We start from the raw sequence: 21,261 nt of genomic DNA on the forward strand, positions 1-21,261 counted from the left end.
ATTCACTCATAACATGATATTATAAAATTATAAGTGTCTTAAAAGTTAAAATCCTTTTATTTCAAGCGTATAACGGCCTTTGCACGGAATGGACAAACGGGGTTGAACCGGTAAAGGCAAAGGGCTGAAAACATCAGGAAACACCGGAATTCTGTATGAATACAAAGATTCCCGGTGTTTTTGCTTTTCTTGAAAGGTTATTGTTTTTCCAGCCCTGGTGCATTACATATTATCCACAATAATTGCGGAAAGAGAAACATTGTTAATAACAGTAGAGCCTATTGTTTCATTGATATCCGGTAAAACACCTGTTACTGATGCAACAACGCTGTATACGCAGCATCCGTCATCGCAGATATCGCAGTCGCAGGAAAAGAAGCGGAAAGAATCGCTTTCAGTGACTTCTATCAGCCGTGAAAATGTCCAGACAGGTCCAACAGGAACAGGGACAAGCTGGCCTTTGCACTGTTTGAATATCTGGAAGTTAAGGGTAATGGCAGCCCCGGTTACCGCGATGCTGCCTGCAAAATCAAATTTAATGCAGGGTCCCCGGTAACCTTTTGTATTCACGTTTACAACCGCCAGAGTAAACGTAGTGCCAGTTAAAGTTGCTGCTGGAATCGTTACGCTGCCATGGCTGCCGCATTTTAAAGTTGTTCTATTGGGTTTAACGTATTTTCCGGTTTTTTCACATACGCATCTGCAATCGCAATCCTGAATTTCTTCGCCGCAGTCGCATTCACATGTTCTTATATCTTGGTCATTCATGAAACTGCCTCCATTATAAATATATAGAAAAATAGCATTTGTACAAAAAGATATACTCTATTATATTAGGGGAAAAAGGATATGCTACACTTAAGAATATACATTTGAAGACATGGCTTTGCCGATCTGAAATTATGGTTATCTAAATGGCGGGCAAAAAATAAAAGGCCTGGTATTTACCAGACCTTTAAAATGGAGCAGACGGGAGTTGAACCCGTGTCCAAAAACCAATTCCCTGTTCTTCTACTATCATAGTCAGTTCTTTGACATTCCCTCCACTGACCGGGAACTAACACCCTGACAGCTTCAGTAGCTTCATATTACGTCCATATGCTCAAAGCTTTGCACATGACGTTTCTCACATAGTCGATGCCGGGATCTTAAAGTGTGAGTGCTCTAAGGCCGACAAGCAGCTTACGCTGCTAATGCTAATTCGTTATTGTTAGCGTTTATATTTATTTTTGCCATTTGACGCATCGCATGCGGATAGCTTCACCAGCTGCATGACCCCTGTCGAAACCAGTACTGCCCCCGACTGGTGCTCATTTTTTGAGCATCCTCATGTTAGCACGAATGAAGCCGATTGTCAAGACCGGCCTTGGACCGCTTACAAAGCCTTACAGATCATCGATCAAAGCGCTGCTCTTTGCATATGCCGTGCTTCTGGCTTCAAAAAAATCAGTTTTTATCATATTGGCATTGCTGTACTGGCCGACCCAGGCCATGTTTTCCGGTTCTCTGTCATGGCCTTCGTAAATGCTCTCCCAGCCAAGGCTTGCGCACCGCAAATTTCCCAGATATTTAATATAATCGGTAATCATTTCCTTGGTCAGTCCCGGCACCTCATCGCCGATGGCATAGCATCCCCAGGCAATTTCCTGTTCGCAGCCTTCTTTTATCATGCTGCGGTAAATTTCCACCCGTTCCGCCGTGAAAAGCTCCGGCTCTTCCTTTTCCAGTTCCCTGACGATATTGCAAAACAGCCAGAGATGGGTGTTTTCATCCCGGTTGATGTAACGGATTTCCTGAGAAGAACCTGTCATCTTGTGATTTCTCCCCAGATTGTAAAAGAACATGAATCCGCTGTAAAAATATACCCCTTCCAAAATCACATTGGCTACCACTGTTTTCATAAAAGCAAAGGGGCTTTTATCCTTTTGGAATTCGTTGTACAGATTTCCGATAAAGGTGTTGCGGGCCAGCAGCTTGGAGTCATTTTTCCACTGGTACAGCACTTCGTTTCTGGTCTGAGGCTCACAGATGGTATCCAGCATATAGCTGTAACTCTGGCTGTGAACCGCTTCCTGAAAGGTCTGTATGGAAAGGCATAGATTGATTTCATTGGCAGTCACATATTCCCCGATGGCCGGCAGGTTGGCAGTCTGAATGCTGTCCAAAAACACCAGAAAGGAAAGAATCTTATCGTAAGCCCTCCGCTCAGAAGCGCTTAAAAGGGGATAGTCCTTTCTGTCCCTGCTTAAATTGATTTCTTCCGGTATCCAGAAATTATTCATGGCCTGACGGTACCAGTCGCTGACCCATTTGTATTTCATATTGTTAAAATCATTGAGATTTGTTGTATTTCCGTTGATCATCCGCCTCTCTCTCACATCAATCTCTCCGTCCGGATTAAAGAGAGGCCTCTTTTTTAATGGTTCCATATCTGTGTTCCTCCGCTCTCCTGCTTTTTATTTCTGCTGCCAGAAGTTTCTTAAGTGGAACATACCTGGCATTCTTCCACCTCCAGGCTTCTGGATCGGATATAATAAACGGTTTTTACGCCCTGCTCCCAGGCCAGGATATAAAGGCCCAGCACCTGACGCAGAGTATAATCATTGGTGATGTAAAGATTCATGCTCTGGGCCTGATCGATGTGGCGCTGCCGGACTCCTGCCGCACGGATGGACCACTTCTGGTCAATGAGATGGGCATTTTTATAAATCCAGAAGGTTTCCGGCGATAAATCGGGAGCCACTCTCGGCACCAGCCCATTCTTTTTTTCCTCCAGGTAATAGCGGTCCATAATGGGGTCTAATCCTGCCGTAGTCCCTGCAATCATGCTGGTGCTGCTGGTAGGGGCAATAGCTATGAGCCAGCCGTTTCTCATTCCCGATGAAGCCACCTTTTCGCGCAGCCTGTTCCACTCCTCAGAGGCATATCCCCTCTGTTCAAAATAGGCCCCTGTCTGCCAGTCGCTTCCTTCAAACTTCTCATAAGCGCCCTTTTCCGCAGCAAAATCACTGCTCGCTTCAATGGCCGCATAATTGATACTCTCAAATACCTGATCCGCAAGCTCCAGATGCTTCTCAGATTCCCAGGCAATCCCCTTCTTTGCCAGCATGTGATGATATCCGCTGACTCCAAGCCCTATAGGCCGGTAACGGAGATTGCTGACCTTTGCATAGGGGACGGGGAAAAAGTTTAAATCAATGACATTGTCCAGAGCCCTTACTGCACTCCGGGTCAGTGACTGGAGCTCTTCTTTATCCGTCACATCAATTTTTCCCAAAGAAAGGCTGGCTAAATTGCAGACGACAAAATCTCCCGGCTTTGTAACGGTGACCACCACGGTTTCCCCGTCAACAGTTTCCATACGCTGGTCCACCAGCTCCACGCCGCTCATATTCTGGGCGATTTCCGTGCAGAGGTTGCTGCAATAGATGATGCCGCTGTGCTTATTGGGATTTGCCTCATTGACAATATCCCGGTTAAAGGCAAAGGGCGTTCCCGTTTCCACAGCGCTTTTTAAGATCAGGCGCACCAAATCCTTAATGGAAACCACCCGCTTCTGAATCCGGTCATCTTTCACACACTCCAGATAACGTTCCTCCCACTCTGCCCCATAAGAGTCTTCCAAAGCCCAGCCCTTCACTGTTAAAATCTCATGAGGGCACATGAGATGCCAGTCGCCTTCCAGGCTCTCCTTTGCCCGCCTCCAAAACAGGTCCGGATAGCAGACTGCCGGAAAGACGTCATGAGCCTTCATCCGGTCATCTCCGTTGTTGGTCTTTAAATCCAGAAATTCCGGCAAGTCCTTATGCCAGGCATCTAAATACACCGCAACAGCTCCCTGGCGCACGCCAAGCTGGTCCACAGCCACTGCCGTGTCATTCGCCAGCTTGATCCAGCGGATCACGCCTCCTGCCGCACCCTGAAAGCCCCGGATAGAGCTTCCCGCCGCCCGCACCTTTCCAAAGTAAAGCCCCATGCCGCCTCCGAATTTACTGACTCTGGCAAAGCTGTCAATGCTCCGGTAAATTCCATCCAGGCTGTCCGGCACCGTATCAATAAAACAGGAAGAGAGCTGGTGATAAGGCTTTCTGGCATTTGACAGGGTCGGTGTGGCCATGGTCACCTTTAAGGTACTGAGCATGTCGTAAAACCGTTTTACCCACATATCCCGGTCTGCCCCTTCCTTCATGGCAAGGTGCATGGCAATTCCCAGATACATTTCCTGGGGCGTTTCCAAAGGGGCATTCCTGCGGCTTCGGATGACGTAGCGGTTAAGAAGCAGCTCCAGGCCGGAATAGTTGAAAAGATGATTTCTGGACCCGTCCATATATCCCTCATACCGGTCAATTTCTTCCTTTGTATAATGCTCCAGAATATACTCCCCATAGAGCCGTTCTTCTGTCAGATAACATATTTTATCATAAAAGCTCTTGAGCTGGCGCTGATCCAGCTCTGCTTTTAAATCCGTTTCAAAGCGAAGCATCAAAAGCCTTGCCCCTATATACTCCCAATCCGCCGCTTCCTGGGTCGTCAGCTCCACAGCGGCCTGCAAAAGAGCGTTAAACCTCTGAGAAAGGCTCATTTCTTCCTTGCAGAAGGATTTGAATTTCAAAAAAAGATGTCCCAGATCATAAGAGGGAGACGTCCACTCCTTCTGAATTTCCCCTAAGACATGCTCCAGCTCCGGCACTTCCTGAAAATACTCTGAAAATTCCCTGTCCCCCCGGTTTCCTTTGATGTCCATATATGCTCTCCCGTTTCTATAATCAATATCAATAACTGTTATTAAATACTGCTTGTAAAAATATACCACAACATATAGTTTATTTCAACTATGCAATCACAAAATGTTCCATTTTTTCTTTCTTCCTCCAAAAAAAGAAGGAAAGAGACAAAGGGAAATATCTGTCTGTTTCCTTCTTTTGTTATGGTAAATAAACCTATCTGGCACCCCTCACATAAGACTTTCCAAGGCCTTCCGGAGCGTGATTCTTCCCAATGGAGCCCAAAAGAGCAGCCAAAGTGATCAAATAAGGCAGCATGGACAGCGCCTGGGACGGAAGGGGAACGCCGATGGCCTGAAGACGAATCTGCAGGGCATTGGCAGAGCCGAATAAAAAGGCTGCGCCCAGCATTCCGGCGGGAACGTAACGCCCTAAAATCACCGCTGCCAATGCGATATATCCCCGGCCTGAGGTCATATTTTCAGAGAAATTTCCCACCTGGACCAAAACGAGATAAGCACCGCCCATGCCTCCCAGCACTCCATTTAAAATCATGGATATGTACTGGTACTTATGAACCGGTATCCCGGCTGCATCGGCAGAACGGGGATTTTCCCCAATGGCCGCAAAGGAGAGCCCTTTGTTGGTCCTTTTATAAAACCAGCTCACCGCCAGCACCAGGAAATACATGACATAAGTGAGGATATCCTGATGAAACAGAGCGCTTCCGATCAAGGGAATATCAGCCAGAATGGGAATTCTGATTCTGGAAAGAGGCTCAATCTGCTGATAGGATTGTCCTCCTGACATCAGTTTATACAGAAAGCTGGTGACGCCCATGATGAAGATATTAATGGCGATACCGCTGACCGACTGATCCTTTGACAGTTTTATAGACAAAATTCCATGAATCATGCTGACAGCAGCCCCTCCGGCCATGCCGCAGAGAAGCCCGATGAAAATATTTCCCGAAAAAAATGTGCCTGCAAAGGAGAAAAATGCTCCGGAAAGCATGACACCTTCCATTCCGATATTCAGTATGCCGCCTTTTTCCGAAATCGTCTCTCCCAGACCGGCATAGGCAAGGGGCACAGCCATACGCACAGCCGCCGAGAAAAATGCCGTAAGAAAGCCAACGGTAAATATCTGCTCCAACATCCTATCCCACCTCCCCTTTTTTCTTCCTGGAAAGCAGTTCTCTTCCCAGGATGAGAAGCACAACAAAGCCGATTAAAAAGTTGACGATTGCAGAGGGAATTCCCATCTGTCTTTGCATGGAGTTGGCTCCCACCTCCAAGGCTGCAAAGAGAATGGCAGCCACCAGCACGCCAACCGGGTGATTGGAAGCCAGAAGGGTGATTAAAATAGCCGTATAACCGCTTCCTCCTGAGATTCCCTCCAGCAGCTTTTTCTGAACACCTAAAACCTCCACACAGCCGGCGATTCCAGCCAGCCCTCCGCTTAAAACAGCGGAAAGGATGATGCTTCTTCCAACAGAGATGCCGCTGCAGGCTGCTGCCCGTTTATTAAAGCCCACCACCTTGAATTCATAGCCTGCCGTCGTCTTTTCCATGAGAAACCATACGAGAAACACAGCAGCCAGGGCTATGAAGATTCCCATATGAACTCTGGTGGGTTTTAAAAACCGAAGCAGAGTGACGGAAGGAGGTATCTTTTCAGACTGGGGAATGCTTCCCGCCGGGTCCATAAGAAAGGTACGGACTGCAATGCCCAGAATATCCATGGCAATGTAGTTCAGCATGATGGTAACGATGATCTCGGATATCCCAAGCTTCGCTTTTAAGGCAGCCGCAATCAGCGCCCATACTCCTCCGAATAAAAAGCCTGCAAGGATAGAGAGAACAATCCTCAAAATTCCCGGAAGCCCATCCGTGTACAATGCCACACAGGCCGATGCCAGAGCTCCCATATAAAACTGGCCTTCTGCACCGATATTAAAAAATCCTGTCCGGAAAGCCACCGAACATCCGAGGCCTGTGAGAATCAAAGGTGTGGCCTTTACAAACACTTCTCCAAAACCATTGATGTTGCCGAATATCCCGTTAAAGAACATCCTGCTGGCTGCTAAGGGATCAGCTCCCGACAAAATGACCAGAAGAGCTGCCATGGCAACCGAAATTGCCCCTGCTTTTGCCATTTCTGCTGCCTTTGTTTTTTTGCTGCTACTCATGGCTTATCTCCTTTCCAGTCACTCCGCCCATGTAAAGCCCTATTTCATTGACACTGGCTTCCTCTCTGCCCAGAATTCCGATGATCCTGCCTTCAAACATCACGGCGATCCTGTCGCTTAAGGACATGATCTCATCTAAGTCCGCTGAAATCAGCACCACGCTCTTTCCCTGTTCCTTCTGGCGTATCAAGGTGTTATGTACAAATTCCGAGGCTCCCATATCCAGTCCTCTGGTAGGCTGGCTGGCCACAATCAGGCTGGCCTCCTCCGATATCTCCCTGGACAGTATGACCTTTTGCTGGTTTCCTCCGCTCATGAGCCTGACAAGAGTCTTGATCCCGCTCCTTCCGGAAGTCTTGATCCCGTACTCTGCAAGGGCTTCCTCCGCCCGTTTTTCCGCTTTTTTGTAATCCAGCAGCCGGTTTCTGGAGAAAGGAAGGCGGTTGTAATTGCGAAGGATCAGGTTCTCCATGACAGTCATATCCATGACCAGACTGTCCCTGTGGCGGTCATCGGACACATAGGAAATCCCCCGGTTAAACCGTTCCCGCACGCAGAGCTTATCGAGACACTCCCCGTCAAAGGATACGTTTCCTTCTGTATGCCTGCGGATTCCCGTAATCACCTCGGCAAGCTCCTTCTGTCCATTTCCTTCCACTCCGGCAATGCCCAGTATTTCCCCTTTTTTAACGGTAAGGCTGATGCTGTCTAAAACCTTTTTTCCGCCGTGTTTTTTGGAAATGGAAACATCCTTAAGCTCCAGCGCAGTCTGGGGAAGAGGTTCTTTTCTCTCCTCCTTTTTAGGGGAAAGAGGTCTGCCGATCATAAATGCAGAAAGCTCTTCCGGCGTGGTATCCGCTGTGACCAGATTTTTTACCGCCTTTCCATCCCGGAGAATGGTGACCCTGTCGCTGATTGCCATAATTTCACTTAAGCGGTGGGTGATAATGATGATACCGTAGCCTTCTTCCTTTAAGCGCCTTAACACGCCGAAGAATTTTTCCGTCTCCTGCGGGGTTAAAACGCCCGTAGGTTCGTCGAGAATCAGAAGGTTTACATTGCGGTACAGTGCCTTTAAAATTTCCACCCTCTGCTGCTCTCCCACAGACAGACCATTGATCCTGTCTTCAGGGTCTACTAAAAGTCCGTATTTTTCTCCAAGTCTTTTAACCTCTTCCCCTGCCGTCTTCCGGTCCAGAACCGCCTTGCTGCTGCCCAGTCCCAGGATGATGTTATCAAGAACCGTCATTTTGTTCACAAGGGAAAAATGCTGATGGACCATGCCGATGCCATTAAAAATGGCATCGGCTGGGGACTGAAACCGGACTGATTTCCCCTTGTAGAGGATTTCTCCCCCGTCGGCTTGATAAATGCCGAACAATATGTTCATCAGCGTAGTCTTTCCGGCTCCATTTTCTCCAAGGAGAGCATGAATCTCCCCCTGTTCCACGGATAAGCACACATCTTCATTTGCACATACACCGGAAAATGCTTTTGTGATATGTTTCATCTCCAATAATGGCATAATACTGCTCCCTATCTCACCTTTGTATCACAGGGTACGGTAAACTGTCCTTCTGCAATGGCTGATATTGTTCTTTCGATCTCGTCCTTTAATTCCTGGGGCACTTCACCCTCTAAATCGTGGTAAGGCGCAATGCTGACCGCGTCTTCTCTCATGCCCAGGTTGTAGATTCCGCCTTCAAAGTTTCCGGCTGCAACGGTCTGGTAAGCAGTTTCAATGACATTTGGAATGTGATATACAGAAGAGGAAACCACAGTCTGAGGGGCCAGCCCGTTCTGATCGTAGGAATCTCCCGTAGCCAAAGCTCCGGCTTCCTTTGCTGCGTTGATCGCGCCTGTGCCGGACTCATTGGCACAGTGTCCGATTACATCCACGCCGTTGTCGATCATGGCCTGAGCTGCTTCTTTTCCAAGAGCTGTATCCGTAAAGGAACCTGTCCATGCGGTCTGAACTTCAATATCAGGATTGACAGACTTGGCTCCGTCTTCAAAGCCGTTCATGATCTTTACCAGGGAAGCGCCCTGGATAGGGCCTACAAAACCGACTTTGTTGCTCTTTGACAATCCGGCTGCCAGCATTCCCATGATGTAACCGCCTTCTTCGCACTTGGTCACGTAGGAAGCCACATTGTCAGCAGAGACCTCGCCCTCGGTTACAATGAACTTAGTATCCGGATACTGCTCTGCCACTTCTACGGCCGGATCACCGAACTCATAGCCATGGCCGATCACCACATCGTATCCGTTTGCAGCATAATCCGCAAATGCAGCTTCAATGTCATCAGGAGTTAAGTTTTCCGTATAGGAAATCTCACATCCATAGTCGGATTCTAAAACCTTCAATCCGTCATAAGCGGTCTGGCACCAGCCCATATCGTTGGCTGCGCCGGAAAGCAGAAGGGCTACCTTCAACGGTTGGGCCTCAGTAGCTGCCTTTGCAGTTTCAGCCTTTGCCGCCTCAGTCTTTGTCTCCGGTGCGCTTGTAGTACCTGCTGCTGCGCTCGTGTCTGCCGCCTTGCCGCAGCCCGCCAAAGCTGCTGCTGCCATAGAAGCCGTAAGAATTAATGCTGCTAACTTTTTCATGTTTCTCATCCTCATTTTCCTCTCTTGTTGTTCCTTTTGTTTATAGTTTATTTATTCCAATATCCGGATCTGAGACAGAGTAATGTAGTTGGAACTGTCATTCTCCACAAACTGATCCAGAATATTAAAATTAACGGTAAGGCCCTCCAATTTCAAATAAGGCCTGGAGTCTCGCAGGCGTTCCAGAGTCTGGGGAACCTTGTCATAGGAACCCAGATGGTAGCCGCACAAATAATCTCCTGCCGGGATTTTACGAATCTGATCCTCCCTCAAAAATTCCGGCAAAGGCCCTTTGGAAGGGTATAAATAAGCCCCGAAATACTTCAAACTGCCCTCATAAAAGGCGATGGTCGGGTAAAAGTAAAAGGAATTCTGCCGGTAAATCAGCTCTTCTTCTCCAATGGCGATGTAGGCCCGTTCCGGACAGTAGCGGATGGTGATCTGATCCGTCTGAATGTCCTTCAGCTCATCCTCAATAAAGGCAAGCTTCCTCTGAATGGCTTCGTCAATGGAAAACAACTCTTTCCACTGCCTGTGAAGCTCTTCGGAGCGCTTCTTTAAGGATTCCAGAGACGAATGAACATGCTGGGCTCTCCGCTTGGCGGTTATCTCCTCTAAAGAGTATCCAAGCTTTCGCATATAGCAAATGGTGGCCAGCTCATAAACCTGATCAAACTCGTACTTTCTCCTGCCGTTTTTTGGGTCCCTCTGCCTGGGGCTGAATATTCCAATGCTGTCATAATAATATAATGTCTGAATATTCAGCCCAAACAAAGAGCCCATTTCTCCTATGGATAGAAAATCCTTCAAACCGTTTTCCTCACCTTCTTAAAATAATAGAAGTTTTTATAAAAATATCCGAAACGCCTCATTCGGTTCCCGGATCACCTTATTGCAGACCGCTTCCCCCTCAAGGGCCAGCTTCTTTTCATCCACTCCGGTCAAAATGCCGTCTTTATAAACCACATTTCCATTGATCATGGTAAGCCATACGTTTCCTGTCAGGCCGACCCGTCCAAGGATATTTTTCGGATCGTGAACAGCTCCTGCCAGTTCCAGGGTTTCTGCATCGATCATAAATAAATCAGCAGCCTTTTCCGGCTCTAAAGAGCCCAGGTCCGGCCTTCCCAGAGTCTTTGCTCCGTTTATGGTGGCAATCTTTAACATGTCATAAGCTGACACACATCCGCCCCGGTCCTTTGTATGGTAGGACTGCATGAGGTAAGCCACCCGAAGGGCGTCAAGGAGGTTGGAACCGTCATTGGTGGCGGAACCGTCACATCCAAGGCTTAAAAGAATTCCCGCTTCCTGCATGGCCTTCATATCCAGAATAGGAAATCCGCCCAGAATTGCCGGTGTGGGACAATGGGAAATTCCTGTCTTTGTCTCAGCCAGTATGGAATATTCCTCAGGAAGGACTTCCCAGTTGTGGGCGTACCAGACATCTTCTCCGATAAAGCCGATGTCCCTGCACCACTCCAGGGTCCGTTTGCCGTAGCGGGCTATGATTCCTTCGTTTTCCCCTTCTCCCAGATGAGTGTGCATCCGCACTCCCATTTCCCTGGCTGCCGGCACCGTATCAATAAAGGTATCAGCGAGGCAGTTAATGGGCTGACAGGGAGCCATGACGATCTGGCTCATGGAATAAGGATTGGGGTCATGATAAAGGCGTACCAGCCTTTCGCAGTCCTTTAAAAATTCACTGGTTGTTTCAAGCATGTTATCCGGTATGGAACTGCCCTGACTCTGGGAAAGGGTATTGCTGCCCCGCCCTGCATGATAACGGATGCCCAACAGCTTTGCTGCCGCCATCTGCCTGTCCACCGGTTCCTTTCCGGTCTTCTTTGTATAGCAATACTGATGGTCAAAAGCTGTGGTACAGCCATGCTTGATGAGATCAGAAAAAGCTGTGAGAGTGGAATAGTAAATCACATCATTGTCAATGCACTGGAAAATCTGATAAATCTTATGTATCCAATCCATAACCGTCAGGTTTGGATAATCAATGGTGATCAGATTCCTTACAAAGGTCTGGAAAAAATGATGATGCGTATTAATCAGTCCCGGATACACAAACTTTCCTGTTCCGTCAATAATCTGGGCTCCTTCGCTGGAAAGCCCTTTTCCAATGGCAATGATCTTTGGACCTTCAATCAGAATATCCGTGTCCTTATATACATGATCCGATTGGTCACAGGTCACAATGGCCCTGGCATTTTTTATGAGAAGTTTAGAAGCCATGTTGTTCCTCCATTCATAATGCGGCAAACTGCCTTTTTCTCTAACCAGGATCATTGTATACCCTATACCAGCTATAGGTTCAAGTTAAAAATATTATCTTTTTGCAACTTCTTGTATTTTTTTGTAATCAATTTTCTTTCTTTTCATAAGATTTCTAAAATAACTGCCTGACTGCCTCCCGGTAATCGGATAAATGCTGGGATTTTTTGATTTTTTTAATCTGTTTTTCACTTCCTTCAAACAACTGGCTCATATAAGCCCATAACTCTTTCATCTTAAATAACACGTTTCTATCCCCCGATATGGTCTCTTCATACCCTGCCAAAACCTGATCATGAAAGGCCCAAAAGCGCTCCATTTCCATTTTCTTCCCTTCCTTTATCTCCCCCGCAAGTCCGGGATTGGCTATCAGCCCTCTTCCAAACATCACCTTGTCCACCTGGGGAAATGCCTTTGTAAACCGGTCATAGGCCTCAGACGTAAATAAATCCCCGTTATAGCACAGGGAATGGGCGCTGCCGGAAACAGCCTTTTCAAATGCATTCCAGTTGGGCTGGTTCTTATAATAATCCGTCTGGACCCTGGGATGGATGATCAGCTCCTTTAAGGGATATTTCTCATAGATTTCCAGAAGCCGCTCAAATTCCTCCGGGCTTTCCTTTCCGATTCTCGTCTTTACGGATATCTTCATATCCAGCGCCGAAAAAATCTGATCCAGAAATTGATCCAGCTCGTCCGGATAAGCCAGAAAGCCGGACCCCCTGTTCTTGGAAACCACTGTGCCGGAGGGACAGCCCAGGTTCAAATTCACCTCATCATAGCCATACGTTTTAATCTCTTCTGCCGCCCATATAAAATCTTCTCCCTTGTTGGTGAGAATCTGGGGAATGACAGAAAGCCCTTCATTGTGCTCAGGCAGGATATCGTTCTTCTCTCTGGAGGCCAGCTTCCTGTTCTGGGTCGGCACAATAAAGGGAGTCATATACACATCCATCTGGTCAAAAAATCTGCGGTGTGCATTCCGGTATACATATCCTGTAATTCCCTCCATGGGAGCGAAATAATATTTCATAAAATTCAGTCTCCTTATTTTTCATATTTCCTTTAGTTCGTTTATTTTATCACAAAGAGAAACAAATTGAAAGAAGGCCATTTACAGCGGGCAGCGAAAAATGTTATAATATATGGAAAAATGTCAGAATTCAGGAGGACACATCATGATACAGCTTAAAAACCTTTTGGGGGCCTTTGGCAGAACTCTTCTGCTGGCCGCTCTCCTTTCCGGCTCTTTCGTTTTTGCCGCACAGGCTGAAGAGGAAGTGGGACCGGCCTTTGCACCTCCCGTCACCAAAACCGTTGTGCCGGAAATCGGACCGGGCATGGGCCTTGGCGGACGCATGGTGGTGGTTCTGGACCCAGGGCACGGAAAGACAGAAGGTCATTATTCCGGATGCAGATTTGAATACGAAGGCGTCACCTATTACGAAGACTTAATCACCATGAAGATCGCAGGCTATACCAAAGCGTATTTAGAACAGCATACCGACTACAGGGTCTATCTGACAAAGGACAGCGCAGAAGTGACCGTTCCCCTGGATCAAAGAGCCGCCTTTGCAGCTTCTGTACAGGCAGATTTATTCGTAAGCCAGCATGTGGATTCCATACCGGGCAACGGAACAGAGCGGAATGCATACGGGGTCAGCTCCATGTCTCCGGCTGTCGGGCGCTACAACAATGAGATTGCCTGCCAGTCCCAGGAAGCCGCCAACACCATTTTAAGGCAGTTAAACGCCTTAGGCCTTCACAACCGGGGGCTGCTTTTAAAAGATTCCCAGAACGGAACCTTATATCCCGACGGAAGCACAGCCGACTATTACGCCATTCCCCGCTATTCCCAGATGTATGGCATCCGCGGCTTCATCATTGAACACGGCTATTTAAACCACACCAGCGATTTAACTTCATTTCTCTCCACGGAAGAGCATTACAGGGCTTTAGGCGAAGCAGATGCCAAAGGAATCATAGAGTATCTGGAAAAAGCCGGAAAAGCTCCCAGGCTCATAACAGAACAAACCGGACCGAAACCGGGCATGTCTTAACAATCATAATATCCTCCCTGCCGCATAAAATGTATTAATATGCTCTGTACTGATCCGACAGGGAGGACTGATTTTGGTAAAAGCACTGGATAATAATTACTACGATCTGATTATCAGCAATGTCTTAGTTCCTACCTACGATACAAGCGACAACATCACCTACTTAAATGATAGAAATTCCCTGCTACACCTTCCTGCCGGCAGCGTAAATCCCTGTGATTTAGGACGGCATTCTTACCATAGCTTCCCCACCCTCTATACCCTCAGTTCTTCTGTCAGCCTGGAAAAGTCCGGCGTCACGGCAGTGCAGTCAAACCCTGAGCTGGCATTGTTCGGCCAGGGCGTCTTAGTGGCTGTCATTGACACGGGAGTGGACTATCAGCATCAGGCATTCCGCAATCCGGACGGGACCTCCCGCATCTTCTCCATCTGGGACCAGACCGACCAGACCGGCACCATCCCTGACACCTTCACCTTTGGATCACAATATACCATGGAACAGATCAACGATGCCTTAAGCACGGAAAATCCCTCCTCCTTAATCCCCTTGACCGATACCAACGGCCACGGAACCGCCATAGCCAGCATTATGGCAGGAACCCCCAGCCAAGACGGCACCTTCAGCGGCGTTGTCCCCCAGGCCGAATACATCATCGTCAAGCTGAAAGAGGCAAAGGAAAATACAAAGAGGATTCATTTTGTTCCGTCCAATGTGCTCTGTTACCAGGAATCTGACATCATCCTCGGAATCCGCTACTCCCTGACCATCTCCGAGCAGGCAGGCCGTCCTGTGGTCATCTGCATAGCCTTATCCAGCAGCCAGGGAGGACATGACGGAAGAGGAACCACCAGCACCTACATCGATTATCTGGCTCTGCTTCCGGGAATCGGAATTTCCGTTGCAGCGGGAAATGAAGGAAATGACCAGAGGCATTACTTTAATTCCACCACCGCTCCCCCCTACTACAACGATATTGAGGTACGGGTGGGAAACGATGACAAGATGTTTGCCATGGAAATCTGGTCCTATTCTCCGGCAAGGCTTTCCATTGACGTATCCTCCCCCAACAGGGAGTCCACCCAGCCGGTTTTCCCCACCTTAAACCAGTGCAGACGATTCAGCTTCATCTTTAACCAGACCGTTGTCTATGTCAACAACATCATCTTTGAAGAGGAAACAGGGGACCAGCTCATCCTGCTGCGTTTTCAGAATCCCCTTCCCGGAATATGGTATTTAAGGGTGCAAAACCCGGAAAATGAGCCCTTTTCCTTCCACTGCTGGCTTCCATCGGGAGATATTATCACGAATGAAACCTTTTTCCTCAATTCAAACCCCAATACCACCGTCACCTCTCCCGGAAATGCGACCCATCAGTTGACCGTGGCCGCCTATAACCAGCTTAGCAACAGCATCTTAACCGAATCCGGCAGAGGCTATACCAGAATCGGCATCATCAAGCCGGACCTGGCAGCTCCCGGCTATCAGCTTCCCTGTGCAGCTCCAGGGAACCGGTACGCCACGGCAACAGGCACCGGAGCCGCCGCCGCGCACGCCGCCGGCATCGTTGCCATGGTTCTGGAATGGGCTATTGTGAAGGGGAATTATCCCCGTATGACGGGAAACAACATCAACCGCCTGTTAATCGGCGGAGCAAACCGGACCCAGGTCAATACATATCCCAACAATATCTGGGGATACGGTCAGATCGATGTAAACCAGTTGTTTGAACGATTTAACGGCCAGTGAATTTTCCACATCAAAAAACCTTCAGCCAGAGTAATCGCTTACTCCTGTCTGAAGGTCTTTTTATCAGGTAAAACATCCGGAATCTTATTCCACTGGAGAAAATCCGTCCTTGCCAACTCCGCAAAGTGGACAAACCCAATCCTCAGGTAAATCTTCAAATGATGTACCTGCTGCGATATCAGCATCAGAATCACCTACCTCTGGATCATAGATATATCCGCAGGCGTCACATACATACTTTGTCATCTCTATTCACCTCCTTTAAACTCCTGTGCTTTCTTTATAGCACATTATGCCATATTTATCAATAGTTTATGGAAAATCCTCTAATTATTCTCTCTATTTATTCTTTAGTTGACAAATTCCCTGAGTCATGGTTCCCATGGGGCAGTATACGCACCAGGACCTGGGCTTGTAAAGAACCATGGTGATCATGCCAAGAACCGTTGAGGTCAGCATCACGCTGTAAAATCCAAAGGCAAACTGGGCCATCCAGGGCTTTGGCGCCGCTTCGTTATAGGCGAAATGCCAGGGCAGGTTAAAGGTCCATAACAGTTTCACCATTTCGTTTAAACTGCCTGCTCCGGAAAAGACCATATATGTGGAAAAAAGCATATTTCCGAACATCACCATGAAAAATACCAAAAAGCCATACCGGAACCACCGGCTTCTGATGAATGCCGGTATATCCTTTTTTCTGGACAATTTCAGCTTATTTCCCAGAAGCTCAAAGAGCTGCCCTCTTCCGCAGTATTTGTTGCAGTAAGCCTTATTCCCTTTGACCATGGAAATGAGAAGGGGGGTAAAAAAACAAATGAGCCCCAGCCAGGCAAAAAGAATGTTAAAGAAGCCTAAAATCAAATAAATGGAGGACAGAATCCAAAGATAATCGTACCAGTATTTTTTCTTACCTTTCATTTATCCCTACCTCCATTTCCACAGTTTTTACTGTGATTACGGATGCCGGGCATGCCTTCGCACAAAGGCCGCATCCGATGCATGCGGCCATATCCACTACGGCGTGAATCCCTTTGGGAACGCTTATGGCTCCCTTGGGACACACCTTGATGCAGCAGCCGCAGGCCACGCAAAGTGATTCCTGGACTGATGCATATTTCTTACTTTTCTGAACTGCCATCACTGTTTCTACTCCTTTTTCGGGTGATTTTCTCAGCATTTATCATAGCAGTTTCAGTTTTTATTTTCCGTGACCGGGTCACATTGCCATATATTTCTTTAAGGTCTTTCTGACAGCTCCGGGGCCTTCCAGCATTTCGCAGAACATGGCTTCGATTTTCTCAGACAGGCCTGCCTCTACCAGATCAGTTCCAAAGAGAACAGAATTGGACAGAATTTCATTTAAAAAGCCCTTTTCCTGGGGAACTTCTCCCAGGCTGATTCCCTTTAACTGCTCCTTTAAAGCTTCCAGCATGGGATCGCTGCTGATTTCCATTTCAGTTCCTTCATCGTTGACGCCCAGAAGGTAACGGAGCCAGCCTGCAATAGCCAGAGGAATGGCTGTCAGACTGTTCACATCCAGGGAAACGTCAGCTAAATATGCCTTGATGGTCTCTCCAAAACGGATGGCCACCTTCTGGCTGGTATCTGTTGCGATTCGCTGAGGTGTGTCAGGAATAAAAGGATTAGGCAGACGGTAGTCAATGACCTCTTTTACAAATGCCTCCGGGCTTAAGATGCCGGGATCAGTTACCACAGGCATTCCCTCCTGATAGCCGATGCGCTCTACAAGGGCCTTTAAGTCCTCATCCTTCATTTCCGCAGCAATGCTGTTGTATCCAAGGACGCAGCCGTATACAGCCAAAGCTGTGTGCAGGGGATTTAAGCAGGTGGTCACCTTCATGCGTTCTGTCTGGTTTACCGTATCACGGTCTGTCAAGTACACTCCGGCTTTATCAAGTGCAGGACGGCCATTGGGGAAGCGGTCCTCCACCACCAGGTACTGAGGGATTTCAGCATTGACAAAGGGGGCGATATACGTGTTTCTGCTGGTGATGATGGGAGCCATTTCTTCGATTCCATCCTCTTCCAAAGCCTTCTGCACTTCCTCTGCGGGGCGGGGAGTGATCTTGTCGATCATGCTCCATGGGAAGGAAACGTGATCCTCATCCTCCACCCAGGTTAAAAAGCCTTCCGGTGCAAAGCCCTTTTCCACCCAGGCCTTTGCGATGGCGACGACGCTGCTCTTTAGCTTCTCGCCGTTATGGCTGCAGTTATCCATGCTGACAAGGGCCAGAGGGAAACGGCCTGCTTCGTATCTCTTAAGCAGAAGGGCTGCTACAATGCTCATGGCATGGCTGGCCTTTTCCGGGCCTTCCTGCATGTCCTTTTCAACCACCGGGAACAGTTCTCCCTTAAAGTTTGTGAGGGCATATCCTTTTTCCGTAATGGTAAAGCTGGCCATCTGAAGGGAAGGGTTTTCAAACACCCGTACCAGAGAACCGAATTCTTTTTCATCGTTCACATCGGCCTTTACTCCCTTTGCCACGCTGGCAATGACCTCTCTGTCCATGGTCCCGTCAGGCTTTAAGCCCACCATCATGGTCATGCTGTCGTGAGGAGTATATATTTTATCAATGATATCGAAGTCAAAGGTATCTGCTGCTATGATACCGCTTTTTTCCAGGCCTTCCTCTAAAAGGCGCTGCTGCAGCACTGCGATGAATCCTCGAAATATATTTCCCGCACCGAAATGCACCCATACCGGAGACTGTTCTGTTGCCTCTGTCATCTTCTCCCAGTCAAATTCCGGCAGCCTTACGAAAGCTGTGTTCCAGGCCTGTCTGTCTGTCAAGCAAGACCGATTTAATTTCATAAATAGATTCCTCCTTTAATTTCCTTTGTCCTTCTAGTATATAGCTAGTATACTAGTAGTTCAATTAATATTTTCGATAAATATTAATTGTTTTTTTAGACATATTGCACAAAAGTCTCATTTAAAATAACCTGGGTACTTTTCTCTCAAGGCTTCCTCATCAATTCTGTACCTGGACAAATGCTTTTCCATAAGAGCCTTGGCCTTATCGCTGTCCTGGGCAACGATGGCCTCCACAATGGCCTGATGGTCGGAAACCAGCTTAAGCTCCTTAACCGCCTCCAAAGACATGCTCCGTATCCGGTCAAAATGTATGGTAATGCTGTCCATAAGCTGATATACCTGATCCTTTCCGGTCATGTGAAACAGCATCTGGTGAAACTCGTTATCCAGCTCCAAAAGCCTTTCAGAGGAACGGTTTTCCATATAAAATTCCTGGAGCTTCACATTTTCCTGGAGCTTTAACAAATCCTCCTTTGACGGGGATTTGCAGGCCAGTTCAACTACCGCACATTCCAGAACATTTCTCATGAAACGGGCTTCTTCTATAATATCGTAGTCAATGAGGGCCACTGCGCTTCCCTTCTGCGGATAGATTTCCACAATCTTCACCTTTGAAAGCTCAATCAGGGCTTCCCTCACGGGCGTCCTGGAAAGATTCATTTCCGCTGAAAGCTCATTTTCACTCAGCATGCTTCCCGGAACCAGATCAAGGTGAATGATGTTATCCTTTAACATCCGAAGGGCATACTCCCGCCCTGTTTCTTTCAAAAGCCGCTCTGTCAGCCGCATATTTTACCCCTCTTTCCGATTCTCTTTTTAACTTTAGAATAAGTGATTTAAACACCTCTGTCAAGCACTAGTATGCAAGGCAGCAAAGGTCTCATACCAAAAAGGCCCGGCGGCAGATTGCCGCCAGACCTTTAAAATCTGGTATTAATATCTCATGGGTATGATTTCCAGATAATCCTGTACGGATGCGCCGTCTAAGAACATCTGAATGATCTTTCTTCCCATTGGGTCTAATTCTTCTGTATTATATTTCATAAGCTCCTGCCTGAAGAACTCAGTCAGAATCCTGGCTCCGGCATCGTAGCCTTCTTTGCCCACTTCCTGCTGGGTCTCAGGCCGTAAAAAGATTCTTCCGATATACTGGCCGTCGATCTTTAAGGAATCCAGACCAAAGCCTAAGAGGGGGCAGCGGGATTCCACCAGATGCTCTGGCTTGAATTTGGCGCTTCCTCTTCTGGCGATGTATTCCCTTGCAATCCACTGAGGCATAAAGCTGACGTAATATGCGCCGATGTGCTGGTTAGGGATCAGGACGTAACGGGTGCTGGTGGATTTGACAATCTGATCCAGAAGCAGATTCGCCTGTGTGACCATCTTACCGGTTGCAAAGGGCCAGTAGGAGCCAACGCCTTCGCTTTTCATTTCCAGGGAATCAATGATACTGGGGTTGTTAAATCCTCTCGGTGCCACCAGACGCCATAACCATGCCAGTGCAGGAGGCAGGATATGAAGGATTCCCATGATTCCATAGGAAGGGACTTCCTTTGTACAAGCAGGTGTTCTCACACCGAAGCTTCTCACATCCACTTCTACCGGATTATCAATGGCCTTTTCAATCAGCCTTCTGGGCAGGATGGCACGTGGGTTGGGGCAGCGCTTTCCGTTGCTGTCCAAGGTGTGTTCCCAGGGCAGACAGGTTGCGCCGGGCATTGCCTGTAAGTTTAAGAATACCAGCGGCTCCTTTGGATGAATCATCAGTTTTTCATACTGAGGAGAAGAGCCGTATACTTTCATGTTATCCACTCTTAAAAACCATGCGGATTCCGCATCCTTGACAACCAGCTTATTGCTGTCATTCTGCATCTTAGGGTGGCACAAAGCCATATCATCGGTGACTGGAATCAGATCACAAGTCTCATGGAGCACCAGATAATTCTTTTCACCTGTCACTGTGTTTTTGCCTATGAGAGAACGCCCATCCATCTCTTTGTGGATGTCTTCCAGCATCTCACTCTTTCCGCCTCCGGAAGCGCCTTCATGCATGATGACGATTTCGTTGTCGTAGGGGGTGATTACCTTTACGGTAGCCGCATGGGCAGTTACCCAGCCTTCTTCCTCTCCAATGTTGAGAAGAACTCCGTAAATGCCTTTTTTGGCACTGGGGCCTGGATAAAGATTATAGGCATAGAATTCATGAACGCCCTCCAGACGGTTGTGAATAACAATCTGCTTTCCGTCAAAATGGGTATGGCGGAAGGGAGGAGCCAGAAAGACAATCGCTCTTGGAGTGAAGTCAGAAGAAATTTCATCAATATTTAAAAAGCCCTGCAGATCAGCAAGACCTGCGGCAAAAAAGCCTGCATTTGCGGGAGCCAGGAGAATGGAATCGTATCCGTATTCAAGTCCGCCTGATTTAAAGGGAAAGAAAATAAGTTCCTGGTTCTTCAGCCAATCAAAGGTCTCGCCTCTTAAGATTTCAAAATCTGCGCCATAAACATCCTGGTATCTGGGCTTATCGGTAGGCCTGTGATCAGAAATCAGCAAACTGTCAGGATCACGTCTTCTCATGTAGTCTTCCATATAGTTGACCACGACACCATTTTTACACTTGGTTGCAATGGCCTCCAGTACGGTGCCTTTTCCCTCGACCTCATACTCGATACGGTACTCCATGTTCTCCGGATCGTTACCCATAGCCAGCAGTAACAGTTCTTCCCTTGTTTTTGGAACGATGACTCCCTTTGCATGGCTCAGGATATCCTGTACATACTCCGGCAAGTTCATCTTACGCAAACATTCTAGCATAT

General features: G+C 47.7%; 18 protein-coding genes and 1 other RNA gene. 2 read left to right on the plus strand and 17 right to left on the minus strand.

The window, feature by feature from the left end; genetic code table 11:
• Positions 1–222: 222 nt before the first annotated feature.
• The 11 genes from QM657_RS06375 to QM657_RS06425 all read right to left on the minus strand — a co-directional run bounded on the left by QM657_RS06375 (position 223) and on the right by QM657_RS06425 (position 12,835).
• A complete protein-coding gene (locus QM657_RS06375; RefSeq protein WP_415065749.1) occupies positions 223–768 on the minus strand; it encodes a DUF4489 domain-containing protein in 546 nt (181 codons plus the stop codon).
• A 190-nt stretch (positions 769–958) separates the two neighbouring features.
• Positions 959–1,300: a transfer-messenger RNA gene (gene ssrA, locus QM657_RS06380) on the minus strand.
• 85 nt (positions 1,301–1,385) lie between these two features.
• Entirely contained in the window at positions 1,386–2,429 is a 1,044-nt protein-coding gene (locus QM657_RS06385; protein WP_415065750.1) for a ribonucleotide-diphosphate reductase subunit beta, read from the minus strand.
• Positions 2,430–2,479: 50 nt separating this feature from the next.
• A complete protein-coding gene (locus QM657_RS06390; RefSeq protein WP_415065751.1) occupies positions 2,480–4,744 on the minus strand; it encodes a ribonucleoside-diphosphate reductase subunit alpha in 2,265 nt (754 codons plus the stop codon).
• 196 nt (positions 4,745–4,940) lie between these two features.
• Positions 4,941–5,882 carry an ABC transporter permease gene (locus tag QM657_RS06395; protein ID WP_415065752.1) on the minus strand — a complete coding sequence of 314 codons (942 nt, stop codon included), beginning with the start codon at positions 5,880–5,882 and terminating at the stop codon, positions 4,941–4,943.
• Between the two features lies 1 nt (position 5,883).
• Positions 5,884–6,915, minus strand: coding sequence for an ABC transporter permease (locus QM657_RS06400; RefSeq protein WP_415065753.1), 1,032 nt, complete (start codon positions 6,913–6,915; stop codon positions 5,884–5,886).
• On the minus strand, positions 6,908–8,440 hold the full coding sequence (locus QM657_RS06405; RefSeq protein WP_415065754.1) for an ABC transporter ATP-binding protein: 1,533 nt from the start codon (positions 8,438–8,440) through the stop codon (positions 6,908–6,910). Before QM657_RS06405 ends, QM657_RS06400 begins: the two co-directional genes overlap by 8 nt.
• A gap of 11 nt (positions 8,441–8,451) precedes the next feature.
• Positions 8,452–9,531, minus strand: a complete 1,080-nt coding sequence (locus QM657_RS06410; protein ID WP_415065755.1) for a BMP family protein — start codon at positions 9,529–9,531, stop codon at positions 8,452–8,454.
• A gap of 42 nt (positions 9,532–9,573) precedes the next feature.
• A complete protein-coding gene (locus tag QM657_RS06415; RefSeq protein WP_415065756.1) occupies positions 9,574–10,332 on the minus strand; it encodes a MerR family transcriptional regulator in 759 nt (252 codons plus the stop codon).
• A 36-nt stretch (positions 10,333–10,368) separates the two neighbouring features.
• Positions 10,369–11,763: an amidohydrolase gene (locus tag QM657_RS06420; RefSeq protein ID WP_415065758.1), complete on the minus strand. Its 1,395-nt coding sequence runs from the start codon at positions 11,761–11,763 to the stop codon at positions 10,369–10,371.
• 154 nt (positions 11,764–11,917) lie between these two features.
• Positions 11,918–12,835, minus strand: coding sequence for a tRNA dihydrouridine synthase (locus QM657_RS06425; protein ID WP_415065759.1), 918 nt, complete (start codon positions 12,833–12,835; stop codon positions 11,918–11,920).
• A gap of 145 nt (positions 12,836–12,980) precedes the next feature.
• On the opposite strand from QM657_RS06425, the gene QM657_RS06430 reads away from it, so the two are divergent.
• Entirely contained in the window at positions 12,981–13,862 is an 882-nt protein-coding gene (locus tag QM657_RS06430; RefSeq protein ID WP_415065760.1) for an N-acetylmuramoyl-L-alanine amidase family protein, read from the plus strand.
• 73 nt (positions 13,863–13,935) lie between these two features.
• Complete coding sequence (locus QM657_RS06435; protein WP_415065761.1) at positions 13,936–15,609, plus strand: S8 family peptidase; 1,674 nt, start codon at positions 13,936–13,938, stop codon at positions 15,607–15,609.
• Positions 15,610–15,693: 84 nt separating this feature from the next.
• Here QM657_RS06435 and rd read toward each other — a convergent pair whose 3' ends face one another.
• The 6 genes from rd to QM657_RS06465 form a co-directional block, all read right to left on the minus strand.
• Complete coding sequence (gene rd, locus QM657_RS06440; protein ID WP_415065762.1) at positions 15,694–15,855, minus strand: rubredoxin; 162 nt, start codon at positions 15,853–15,855, stop codon at positions 15,694–15,696.
• Positions 15,856–15,948: 93 nt separating this feature from the next.
• A complete protein-coding gene (locus QM657_RS06445) occupies positions 15,949–16,527 on the minus strand; it encodes a 4Fe-4S binding protein (RefSeq protein ID WP_415065763.1) in 579 nt (192 codons plus the stop codon).
• Positions 16,517–16,747, minus strand: coding sequence for a 4Fe-4S binding protein (locus QM657_RS06450; protein ID WP_415065765.1), 231 nt, complete (start codon positions 16,745–16,747; stop codon positions 16,517–16,519). The genes QM657_RS06445 and QM657_RS06450 overlap by 11 nt, the downstream gene beginning before the upstream one ends.
• 78 nt (positions 16,748–16,825) lie before the next feature.
• Complete coding sequence (locus tag QM657_RS06455) at positions 16,826–18,442, minus strand: mannitol dehydrogenase family protein (RefSeq protein WP_415065766.1); 1,617 nt, start codon at positions 18,440–18,442, stop codon at positions 16,826–16,828.
• A gap of 117 nt (positions 18,443–18,559) precedes the next feature.
• Positions 18,560–19,234, minus strand: a complete 675-nt coding sequence (locus QM657_RS06460; RefSeq protein ID WP_415065767.1) for a GntR family transcriptional regulator — start codon at positions 19,232–19,234, stop codon at positions 18,560–18,562.
• A gap of 144 nt (positions 19,235–19,378) precedes the next feature.
• Entirely contained in the window at positions 19,379–21,259 is a 1,881-nt protein-coding gene (locus tag QM657_RS06465) for a DUF4914 family protein (RefSeq protein WP_415065768.1), read from the minus strand.
• Positions 21,260–21,261: the final 2 nt, after the last annotated feature.

The sequence above is a fragment of the Lacrimispora sp. genome (assembly GCF_047605665.1).
In the GTDB taxonomy this organism is placed as follows: domain Bacteria; phylum Bacillota; class Clostridia; order Lachnospirales; family Lachnospiraceae; genus Lacrimispora.

Coding starts and splice junctions, on each gene's coding strand:
- rd (WP_415065762.1), bottom strand. CDS start 15,855: ATGACAAAGTATGTATGTGACGCCTGCGGATATATCTATGATCCAGAG.
- QM657_RS06425 (WP_415065759.1), bottom strand. CDS start 12,835: ATGAAATATTATTTCGCTCCCATGGAGGGAATTACAGGATATGTATAC.
- QM657_RS06445 (WP_415065763.1), bottom strand. CDS start 16,527: ATGAAAGGTAAGAAAAAATACTGGTACGATTATCTTTGGATTCTGTCC.
- QM657_RS06375 (WP_415065749.1), bottom strand. CDS start 768: ATGAATGACCAAGATATAAGAACATGTGAATGCGACTGCGGCGAAGAA.
- QM657_RS06450 (WP_415065765.1), bottom strand. CDS start 16,747: ATGGCAGTTCAGAAAAGTAAGAAATATGCATCAGTCCAGGAATCACTT.
- QM657_RS06390 (WP_415065751.1), bottom strand. CDS start 4,744: ATGGACATCAAAGGAAACCGGGGGGACAGGGAATTTTCAGAGTATTTT.
- QM657_RS06455 (WP_415065766.1), bottom strand. CDS start 18,442: ATGAAATTAAATCGGTCTTGCTTGACAGACAGACAGGCCTGGAACACA.
- QM657_RS06405 (WP_415065754.1), bottom strand. CDS start 8,440: ATGCCATTATTGGAGATGAAACATATCACAAAAGCATTTTCCGGTGTA.
- QM657_RS06385 (WP_415065750.1), bottom strand. CDS start 2,429: ATGGAACCATTAAAAAAGAGGCCTCTCTTTAATCCGGACGGAGAGATT.
- QM657_RS06465 (WP_415065768.1), bottom strand. CDS start 21,259: ATGCTAGAATGTTTGCGTAAGATGAACTTGCCGGAGTATGTACAGGAT.
- QM657_RS06420 (WP_415065758.1), bottom strand. CDS start 11,763: ATGGCTTCTAAACTTCTCATAAAAAATGCCAGGGCCATTGTGACCTGT.
- QM657_RS06400 (WP_415065753.1), bottom strand. CDS start 6,915: ATGAGTAGCAGCAAAAAAACAAAGGCAGCAGAAATGGCAAAAGCAGGG.
- QM657_RS06430 (WP_415065760.1), top strand. CDS start 12,981: ATGATACAGCTTAAAAACCTTTTGGGGGCCTTTGGCAGAACTCTTCTG.
- QM657_RS06410 (WP_415065755.1), bottom strand. CDS start 9,531: ATGAGAAACATGAAAAAGTTAGCAGCATTAATTCTTACGGCTTCTATG.
- QM657_RS06460 (WP_415065767.1), bottom strand. CDS start 19,234: ATGCGGCTGACAGAGCGGCTTTTGAAAGAAACAGGGCGGGAGTATGCC.
- QM657_RS06395 (WP_415065752.1), bottom strand. CDS start 5,882: ATGTTGGAGCAGATATTTACCGTTGGCTTTCTTACGGCATTTTTCTCG.